The sequence below is a fragment of the Crocosphaera watsonii WH 8501 genome (assembly GCF_000167195.1).
GTDB lineage: Bacteria > Cyanobacteriota > Cyanobacteriia > Cyanobacteriales > Microcystaceae > Crocosphaera > Crocosphaera watsonii.
The window spans coordinates 1-9,708 of record NZ_AADV02000164.1; the positions used below are offsets into that span (position 1 = coordinate 1).

At 37.8% G+C, this 9,708-nt stretch carries 8 protein-coding genes and 2 pseudogenes; 4 read left to right on the forward strand and 6 right to left on the reverse strand.

Translation table 11 applies throughout. From position 1 onward, the window contains the following. Positions 1-50 precede the first annotated feature (50 nt). From CWATDRAFT_RS26905 to CWATDRAFT_RS26915, 3 genes and pseudogenes are all read right to left on the reverse strand, one after another. Positions 51-808 (reverse strand): annotated as a pseudogene (locus CWATDRAFT_RS26905) (DUF6444 domain-containing protein); the annotation flags it as partial. Positions 809-857: 49 nt separating this feature from the next. Beyond that, positions 858-2,189 carry a hypothetical protein gene (locus CWATDRAFT_RS26910; RefSeq protein ID WP_232287212.1) on the reverse strand — a complete coding sequence of 444 codons (1,332 nt, stop codon included), beginning with the start codon at positions 2,187-2,189 and terminating at the stop codon, positions 858-860. Between the two features lie 215 nt (positions 2,190-2,404). Next, positions 2,405-3,034: a transaldolase family protein gene (locus CWATDRAFT_RS26915; RefSeq protein ID WP_007307968.1), complete on the reverse strand. Its 630-nt coding sequence runs from the start codon at positions 3,032-3,034 to the stop codon at positions 2,405-2,407. Positions 3,035-3,370: 336 nt separating this feature from the next. Here CWATDRAFT_RS26915 and CWATDRAFT_RS26920 point away from each other — a divergent pair, with 336 nt between their 5' ends. Next, positions 3,371-4,066, forward strand: coding sequence for a M15 family metallopeptidase (locus CWATDRAFT_RS26920; RefSeq protein ID WP_007307960.1), 696 nt, complete (start codon positions 3,371-3,373; stop codon positions 4,064-4,066). 123 nt (positions 4,067-4,189) lie between these two features. On the opposite strand, the gene CWATDRAFT_RS26925 is transcribed toward CWATDRAFT_RS26920, so the two are convergent. Further along, positions 4,190-5,377 carry an HhoA/HhoB/HtrA family serine endopeptidase gene (locus CWATDRAFT_RS26925; protein WP_042712555.1) on the reverse strand — a complete coding sequence of 396 codons (1,188 nt, stop codon included), beginning with the start codon at positions 5,375-5,377 and terminating at the stop codon, positions 4,190-4,192. A gap of 80 nt (positions 5,378-5,457) precedes the next feature. On the opposite strand from CWATDRAFT_RS26925, the gene CWATDRAFT_RS26930 reads away from it, so the two are divergent. After that, positions 5,458-5,970, forward strand: a complete 513-nt coding sequence (locus CWATDRAFT_RS26930) for a M67 family metallopeptidase (protein ID WP_007307961.1) — start codon at positions 5,458-5,460, stop codon at positions 5,968-5,970. 51 nt (positions 5,971-6,021) lie between these two features. Next, on the forward strand, positions 6,022-6,549 hold the full coding sequence (locus CWATDRAFT_RS26935; RefSeq protein WP_007307962.1) for a PEP-CTERM sorting domain-containing protein: 528 nt from the start codon (positions 6,022-6,024) through the stop codon (positions 6,547-6,549). A gap of 375 nt (positions 6,550-6,924) precedes the next feature. Here the strand turns inward: CWATDRAFT_RS26935 and CWATDRAFT_RS26945 are convergent, their stop codons facing one another. Both CWATDRAFT_RS26945 and CWATDRAFT_RS26950 read right to left on the reverse strand, forming a co-directional pair. After that, positions 6,925-7,218 carry a hypothetical protein gene (locus CWATDRAFT_RS26945; RefSeq protein WP_042712557.1) on the reverse strand — a complete coding sequence of 98 codons (294 nt, stop codon included), beginning with the start codon at positions 7,216-7,218 and terminating at the stop codon, positions 6,925-6,927. A gap of 71 nt (positions 7,219-7,289) precedes the next feature. Then, positions 7,290-7,634: a hypothetical protein gene (locus tag CWATDRAFT_RS26950; RefSeq protein WP_198139043.1), complete on the reverse strand. Its 345-nt coding sequence runs from the start codon at positions 7,632-7,634 to the stop codon at positions 7,290-7,292. Between the two features lie 252 nt (positions 7,635-7,886). Here CWATDRAFT_RS26950 and CWATDRAFT_RS36360 point away from each other — a divergent pair. Next, positions 7,887-9,372 (forward strand): annotated as a pseudogene (locus tag CWATDRAFT_RS36360) (IS1380-like element ISCwa5 family transposase). Positions 9,373-9,708: the final 336 nt, after the last annotated feature.

The following is a 9,708-nucleotide window of genomic DNA, read 5'->3' on the forward strand; positions in this document are numbered from 1 at the left end:
ACGGGTTTTGTTCAAACACATTGGGATTTCCCGGGGGGCCGGAAGTTACTTTTAACCCACTTTTGGGTTCCAGGGTTTTAAAATTTTCTTGAAACCCATTTGGGGCTTTTGGCAAGGGTTCCCTTGGAAATGGGAATGCCCAAAGACATACTCTATAAAAGGTTCCTGGTTTACGCCATGTAAGATTACCCCCATAGCCAAGCCAGCCCACGATGCTACTTAATCGCGCCCCATAACTGAATCCTTCTTTAACTCCCAATGGAACAGGACTGTAATCTGACCATCCACAACTAGGACATTTATAGAATCCGCGACGATATTCCCTGATTTCTATGGGTTGGTCTACTACTTCAGCCACTTGCTGGACTTTTTCGGGAACTACTTCATCTCGTTCCACTGAACCCCCACAAACAGGACAGTTTTCTAGTTCTAAAGGGACTATCTTATCGGGCTGACCAAAACCATTACGGGTCTTCCCTAGGTGGTCATATTTTGGTCCGCGTTTAAATCCTTTTTTGCGTTTCTTTTTGTCAGAAGGCTTTTTTAGTGGGTCTGATGATGGGGGGACTGAACTGTTTTTTGAGTTACGGTTTTTTAGCTTATCTCTCTCTTCTTTCAATTTTTCAATTTCTTGCTGTTGTGTAGAGATTTGTTGTTGTTGCTGGTCAATCAGTCTTTGTTGAAGAGATAACTGTTGTTGTGCCTTGACTAGCCACTCAATCATGAAGACATTGTTCGCCAACTGTTCATCGGCGATAGCTCTAACTAGCTTTGAATCAATGGTAGCATTTGTGGTCATAACCCCCACTATACATAAAAATCCCCGATTTTACCTTTATGTTGTCAAGACAGATTCTTTATTGCGGTGAGCAATTACGTTCCAAGACAGGTAACTTGAATAACATTCCTGCAATAAACCAATAATAAACAGCAACGGGATCGACAGCTAGAGGGTAATAATAAGGATTGTAACTAATAAAGAGGATAAAAGCCCATAAGCATAATCCTAATCCACGCAAAGCAGGAGTTTTGAGTGAACGATAGGCTTTAAAAGTTAGAATCGTTAGGGTTGTGACAAGGCTTAAAAATACTAAATATCCTAAAATTCCGATTTCATAGATAATTTGAGCAGGAAAAGTTTCCACCAATGTAATAGAACCTAAACGATGAGCAGCACTTGCTGTTTTCCCTAGTCCGTTGCCCAATAAAGTAATGTAATTACTGGTTATCCAGCGTATTTGCTTAACGATAAATTCTTGAGGGGGTGAGTATTGCCAACGTTGAATAAAGTTAGCGATCCTTTCATCAACTAAACCGATCTGTGTACTAATTATTATACTTACAATAAAGAGAATTACTAACTTAACTAATAAATTTTTATCTCTTTTCTGGGTTATCAGTAAGAGGACTAAATAAATAATAGGTACTAATAATAAGGCTGTTCTTTGTCCTGAAATTAAAGTGGCAACTAAGACAGCTATTATAGTCACAAAACCTAGACCTTTCCAGAGGCGAGAAGGTTCGCTGAAACTAACACCATAACTAATGAAGCTACTGGCAATCAAAAACCAAGCCCATTGCCAAGGTGCCACAAATGTTCCTGGTAATCTAATTAAGTTTTTTCCGGGGTTAAATAATAAAGAACCTCCTACAAAACATTGAGCGCGTAAACTAGCAGAAGTATTGGAAGGTTCAGGCAAATCAGTGCTTCCTGGACAAATACCATGAACTAAAAACAAGTATTGAATGAGACATAAGCTACAAGCAATAAGGATGAGAAGTAGTAAAAAACGGTTAAATAATAATAGATTTTTTTGATTATTCAAACAATAGTAAGCACAAAGAATTAAGGGAATATAACCCAACCATACTTTTAAGCCTACAAGCCCCATTAAAGTAATTTTATCTTTGGCATTGGTAGCATCTGCCGGAATATTGACGAAAAAGAAAGTCAGCAAACAAGTGAAGACAAATAAAGCAATTACAATCATTAATGACCGTAATTTTAATGAATTCTTTTTCCATACTTTATAATGAATTAAAATCCCTATTAAAGCAGGTAAATAAAAAGCATCTTTCGCTAGATGAAACAAAGAATAGGAACCTGTAAAACGAATCCCTCTACCAAAAGCTTGAAAAACACCTGCTACCCCATAAGTAATGGTTCCACCTAAGGGTAAGTAAATCAAAAAAGTTAATAAACCCCATCGAGGAAAGAGGTAAGACAACACAGTACAGGGGAGTAATAAAGAGCAGAGAATGGCTACCTGGGGACTTGCTATTAATAAACAAAGAGACCCAAGAAAAACCGTAGTAAATAAGACAGTGACTGTCAGAATTATCTGTTTTTCAGATTTCATGTTTTTAGCTATTTGATGACACTCAAGTAATTAGTAGATTATTGTTAAATTCCTTGACCTTTTTCGTTAAATTCTACTACGGTTTTTTCTGAGAATTCATGAGTAGTCATAGCCTTTAAAATGTCTAAGGGAATGGTTAAATGATGCGCCCCTGCCTGTAGAGCATCCGCAGCTTCTTGGGGTGATTTTAAACTAGCTGCTAAAATTTCAGTCTTACTCCCTTCTAACACTTTAGCCATCTGTTTAACTAAGGCCAAACCGTCTCCTAGTAATCTGGTTGCACGGTTAACATAAGCAATGGCATATTTAGCTCCTGCTTCTTTGGCAATGGCTGCTTGTGCGCCACTATAAATGGCGGTAACAGCGCAAGGTATCTGGGGAGATAATGTGGCTGTCACCTGAAAACCTATAGTTGTGGCAGGAATTTTTAAGACTGTTTTTTCCCCAATTAGTTGATGTGCTTTTTTCCCTTCGGCTATCATTTTTTCAGCTTCGGTTGCTGTTAGTTGATAGTAGAGTTCACCGGGACTTAGATTAGCTAACTGTTGTAAGGTTTCTCCTGGGGATAAGTCACTTTTTCCTAGTAAGGTTGGGTTGGTGGTGATACCTTTTACCCATCCGTATTGTCTGGCTATTTTTGCGTCACTAATGATGGCAGAGTCAAGATAAATCATGATGCTGGAAAAGGAATATCCCTTATAGTAAATTTTTCACATAGACTATATTGTAGCTTCATCTGTTTCATAATCACAAAATTCAATAGTAATGATGATACTTTTGGGATAAATCAAGCATCACTAATTTTTTATTGAAATCTTGAGGTTGTTGATAAGGAATGATATTAACAGTCATGGCTCATAATTCCATTATTTCACGTCTCTAATAAACATAAGTATAAACAGGTTGCTAATATAAAGGAATGGTAAAGCTACGGATTTATTCTCAGTTTTTTAGACCTTTTCTTTAATATAGAGCCAATTTTAACTTAAGTCTAATTACGTAATAACTGCATGAAACCCTATCAAAGTATTCCCATTCAAGATTGTGGTGAAGCCCTGATTTCCATTCCTTTAGAACGCTTTTCCGTAGAAAAACCTCACCCTTACCAAAAGTTAGGAGCTTCTTATGGGCAGAAATCTCCCTACTATTTACGATCCCGAGTTATAGAAACACTGATAGAAGCGCAAAGAAATTTACAACAACAGTATCTCGGATGGAAAATTCACATTTTTGATGCTTATCGTCCCGTTGCTGTACAAAGATTCATGGTAGATTATACCTTTACATTTCTACTACAAGAAAAGGGACTAAACTTAGAACAATTATCTCCTGAGCAACAAGAAAATCTTTGGCAACAAGTTTATCAAATTTGGGCAGTACCCAGTGATGATTTAGGAACACCACCTCCCCATAGTACCGGAGCAGCCGTTGATATTACCTTGATGGATGATCAAGGTCAACTATTAGATATGGGGGGAGAGATTGATGAATTATCCCAGCGATCGCACCCCGATTATTATGCTAACCAGATAGATAGCAAGGGAAAAATTTACCATCAAAGACGAGAACTCCTCAACCACATCATGACTCAAGTTGGGTTTCTACGGCATCCTGGGGAGTGGTGGCACTTTTCTTTAGGGGATCAAATGTGGGCCTGGCAAAGTCAAAGGGCGATGGCCTATTATGGCAGGGTGATTAATGGATAATGGACAATGGACAATGGACAGTTAAAAATCTTTTATTTCCAAGAGAAAAAACAAAAATATAATCCTCTTGTCTGTAGGAAAAAACCAATTATCCATTGTTAATTGTTAACTGTTAATTGTTAATTATTTTGTGGGAAAAGAACCAGGTGACACTTTTAAAGTGACAGGTTTACTTTCACGCATAACCTCAACGGCTAAAGTTTCCCCAATGGTGCTAAGTTCTACTTGTTCTTGCACTTCAACTGCTTTACTAACTGGTTGCCCCCCAACTTTAAGAATAATATCTCCTTGCTCAAACCCTCCTTTTTGTGCCGGGGAACCATCAACAACTCGCACCACCAAAACTCCTTCATTTTCAGTGACTTTAAACGGTAATTGTTTCTCTTGATTGAGTTCTTTGCGTAATTCTGGGTTGAGAGTGATCATGTGGATACCCAGATAAGGATGGTCTGCTTTCCCGTCGATTAATAACTGGTTAGCCACCCTTTGTGCTGTTTCAATGGGAATGGCAAAGCCTAATCCTTGAGCGTCGGCCCGAATAGCTGTATTTATACCGACGACTTGACCTTGAGCATTGAGCAAAGGCCCCCCAGAGTTTCCTGGGTTGATAGCTGCATCGGTTTGAATGAACCTAACTCGTTTATCTGGTACTCCTACCTCTGAACTAGATCGGCTTAAAGCACTAATAATCCCTACTGTGACTGTATTATCCAGTCCTAGAGGGTTCCCAATAGCGATTGCCCATTCTCCGGGGTTGAGTTGTTCGGCGTTGCCTATGTCCACTGTGGGTAAGTTTTCGGCCTCAATTTTCACCACCGCTACATCTGTCATGGAATCGGTTCCCAAGACTTTTCCTTTATATACTTGACCATCGTTGAGGGTAACTTTGACTTCTTTGGTGCCATCTACCACATGAGCATTGGTTAATAACTTGCCATCGGGGGTTAAAATAAATCCTGACCCCGTTCCTCGTTCGATCTGTTCTCTGGGAATGGGACTCTCGTCATCAAAGAAACGACGAAAGAAGGGATGTTCAAAGTTTTCTCCCATTTGTCCAGAAACCTCTCTGGTTGCGTCGATACGAACTACGGCTGGACCGACTTTTTGTGCTACTTTAGCAATAAAGTTTGAATTTGTTTGTGGGGAAGATTTGGCAGGGAAAGGAAAAGGTTTGAGGTTGGAGGGAACCACTGTTGGGGTTTCACTGGTCAATTCTTGAGGGGTTTGCATCAGATAGCGGCTTCCCCAAAGTCCTAGACCGCCACCTAAGATTAATAGTCCAACAGAGACAAATAACTGTTTAATACGCATAATATTTTTATTTTTCCATAGTCACAGGGTTCCCTACCTAAAATTATGACAAAGTTTTCTCAAAAATAGTCAACCTCTCTATGTTTATTTTAGCTTTCCTGGAGAATGACCCCCTATTTATTATGATTTATCTTTCTCCCTCTCAACTCCAACAAATTGAAACCCATGCTCAAACAAGTTATCCCGAAGAATGCTGTGGTTTGTTACTGGGAACCATTGAAGGAGATCATCCACGGGTGATAGAAGTTCGAGAAACCGAGAATGCCTGGACTCCTAACATAATGGAAGGTTTTGAGAATGCAGTGAGTTCTGAGCATCAACCTTTAAGTAGAAAAAATCGTTTTAGTATTGATCCTTATGTTTTATTACAAGTCCAAAAAGAAATACGCGATCGCAACTTAAATATTATTGGCATTTACCATTCTCATCCCGATCATCCCGCCATTCCATCGGCTTTTGATCGTGAAATTGCTTGGCCTGACTATTCCTATATTATTGCTTCTTTAAGGAAGGGTAAAGTGACTGAGATAAAAAGCTGGAAACTACAAGATAATCAACAGTTTGCACCAGAAAATATCATAATAGTTGCATAATTTTTTTTTTTTCTACAATGAGCAATGACTATTCTTTTGGGTAATAAAGTTATGAAAAAAGTTTTAACATCCTTAGCTATTTTTGCGGGAACAACTACATCATTATTGGGGTCTACAAATGCTGCTTTTGCTGCTGTCTTTAATTGGTCTTACACCACAGGAGGTGGAGACGTTTACACTGGAATGTTAGAGGGAGAAGTTCAAGGAGATGAGAATACGATCAATGTAACATCTGTTTTTATGAGTCAGTTAGATGGAGTTGATCTTCCTGAAACCCCTACTGTTAGTGATGAGTTTGGTAATACAAGTAACCCGACAATTGTTACATTGGATGGGACATTTATGAACTTCGGTACTTGTGATGATACCTCAGTTATTTGTGGCACCAATGGTATTTTTATATCTACTACCAACAATTTTTTTAGTACAACGGCTAATTTTGGAGATGATTTTGAGACCTTTAATCCTGATAATTGGAATATAGCTGAAAAACCACTGATACCTGAACCTTCTTTAACCTTAGCATTGGTTGGATTAGGACTTTCCGGTTTAGCAAAAACTTTTCTTAAAAAAGCTTAGAGTACACTTTTTAGATCAAATTAAGCTCATCAAGCTAATTTAAAATTAATTAATTTAGAAAATAATCAACTACTGCTGAAGGATCTAAACTCCGTTTAACAGCCCTTCGGGCGAGGCAGAAGGCAGGGGGCAGGAGGCAGGAGGGAAGATTTTTAGTTAAAGTAAAGCCTTTGTGCCTCGCCCAATCGGGTTTAAGTCCCCCACCAAAATCTTCGATTTGGTGGTCTCCGGTTAGATGTGGGTTAAAATCCCCATCTATACCGGCCTCCTGCTGAGTGCCTTTCAACTCCTGCCTCCTTTTAATGGGGTTTATTTTTTTGCTAAAAAAGTATTTTCTTCTCGATTACTATATCAATAATAGTGCTAATTAAATCTCTATGTAAAAATAGGATTCTCCTCTACAATAAGGCAGGAGCCTCGGTCAATTTCTTTCTCTTCATCGACTAAAATAGCAAAAACCAACGGCATTTCAAACCCTTTAACCCTTACCAAAAACGTACAAATAACTGTCTTGCCCACCCTCAAACAAACCATCTGAGAATTATCTTTACGGCTCATCAATATTAACGGTGCATCCACCATCATTTCAGCTTTTTTCAGGCACTCTTTAGCCGTCCAAATACGGGTAGCAGAGACATTGAGAGATTCTCCCTTATCAGCAGTAATCATGTCTGCTAAGGCTAAATAATGGGTCCCTAAGAGATCGTGCCAAACCGTTCTAGAACGCTCTGTAACAGGTTCTATATCACAGCCGCTTCCCCCCTTACTACTAGGGTCAATGCACCCGTATGGGAGACGCAAACCTTCTCTGAGGTGATTTCTGGCTTACCGTCTGTTCGTCGGGTGACGATATGGTGTGACAATTTTTGTAGGGTGCGATCGCTTCTTACGCGGCGTTCTACGGTGGCATCTTCATCGATAATTACAGTTAGATTAGCATTGGGGACAACTTTCTTCAGATTACGCTCTAAATAGGGGGGTAATAGGTTAGAAATCCAAGGATCATCGGCATTTTTATGTTTAATAATTTGCAGTTCTAACCCTTGCCAAATTTCTAAGATATTCCCTTCACCCGAATTTCTCACAAAATCTGCGATCGCCAAACACAGAAGCCTTACAGGAAGTGGGTTTGAACAGAGCGATCGCAGATTTCCCCAACCAACAGTCTGTTGTCAGATTTTAAGTTAAAATCAACCCGAATTAGACAAAGATGAAAAGATAAATCAATCACTCATTTTTCCAAAAAAATTATTAATAAAATCTCTAATAGTACTAGATTGTTAGAATAAAATATGCTATAATTTAATTATTAAAGCAATTTACCTTAAACTAATTTAATGAGTCCCAGTCATCCCCGAACCCCTCGTCAAGTAATCAACTTTAGTAAACAGAAAGGAAAAGAAATAATCGCTAATTTTGATGGGGGACTAATCACTTCAGATGCGGGGATTGTCTGGATAGCTGAGTTGGATAAAAAACTGGGAATTACGGAGAAGTTTGGTAACTGTTTTCAAGATCATCGTCATCAATCTTATGTAGATCATTCCGTTCATGAGTTATTAGCACAAAGGCTTTATGGAATTATTTTAGGCTATGAAGATGTCAATGACCATGATAAATTACGTCACGATCCTGCCCTTAAGATCGCTTTAGAAAAGCTTAATGAACTTGAAGATAAAAAGGGATGGTTAGCTGGAAAAAGTACAATTAATAGATTGGAATATTGTCCTGAGACTATTCTCGACCAAAAAACGAGTCGTTATCATAAAATAGAACCCAACTTTGAAGCCATTGAAAAATCTTTTGTCGAATTTTTTTTAGAGTCTTATAAAAAACCTCCCTTAAGTATTATATTAGATATGGATGTCACGGATGACCAAGTACATGGTAATCAAGAAGGGGCATTTTTTAATAGTTATTATCACGGAGTATGTTATGCTCCTTCATATATTTTCTGTGGGCATCATTTATTAGTTGCTAAACTTCGTTCATCTAATGTAGATCCAGCCGATGGAGCCTTAGACGAATTACAAAGAATTATCGGACTAATTAGAGAAAAATGGTCAGAGACTCATATCCTAGTTAGGGGTGATAGTGCCTATGCCCGTGAAGAAATCTTCTATTTTTGTGGAAATCAGCCTTTAGTTGATTATGTTATAGCTATGGGAACAAATGGCGTTCTTAAGTTACGAGCGGATGATGTAATTGAAAAAGCCAAACATGAATATGAAAAAAAAACTAGCTCCAATAACTGAATTAATGGATAGTTTATTTCAGAAAAAAGAAGATTTAGAAGAAGTTAAAAAATTAGTACCAATTTCTACTTGGTATCGCTCTATTCGTTATAAAACAGAAAAGTCATGGAGTTGTCAAAGAAGAGTAGTGACAAAAGTTTGTTATGGAAGTGATGGCTTAAAAATGTGCCATGTGGTGACATCTTTGCCCGCTTCAAAAATTCCACCCTCAAAACTTTATACAAAAAAATACTGTCCGAGAGGCGAGATGGAAAATCGGATTAAAGAACAACAATTAGACTTGTCAGCTGATAGAACTTCAACTCAAACATTTCAAAGTAATCAACTAAGATTATGGATACATTCCTGGGCTTATGTTCTCATAAATGCTTTTCGTCAACACTGTTTAAAAAAAACTTCATTGGCTAAAGCAACTGTGGGAAGAATACGTCTAAATCTTCTTAAGTTGGGAGCCAGAATAAAGATTAGTTGTAGAAGAATTATTATCGCTATAGCTAGTGCTTGTCCTTATCAAGATATTTTGTCTATTGCTAACAAAAAAATTAAAACTATTCCTAATACGGGATAAGTAGAATAAGTTGTTTTTTAAAAAAGATATCTATCATAAGTTGTTGACTGACTGATACTTTCATTTAGTCTTATTTATCGTGGAGAAAATCAAAAGTTAATATAATTATTCCCTCTTAAACTCAATTTTTGGATAATCAAAGTCAATTTTTTTATTCATCTATATTCAAAATTTCTATTAGTCCTAAAAATTATCATTTTTCATCTCTGGATTGGGCTTTCAAATTAATTTGTGAGAAATCCGGGTATAGCGATCCATTTCCAGGCGATCGAACTGTCTAAGATCGTTCTCTAAAGTTAACAATGATCCACCATTCAACTGGTTACTGATAACTGA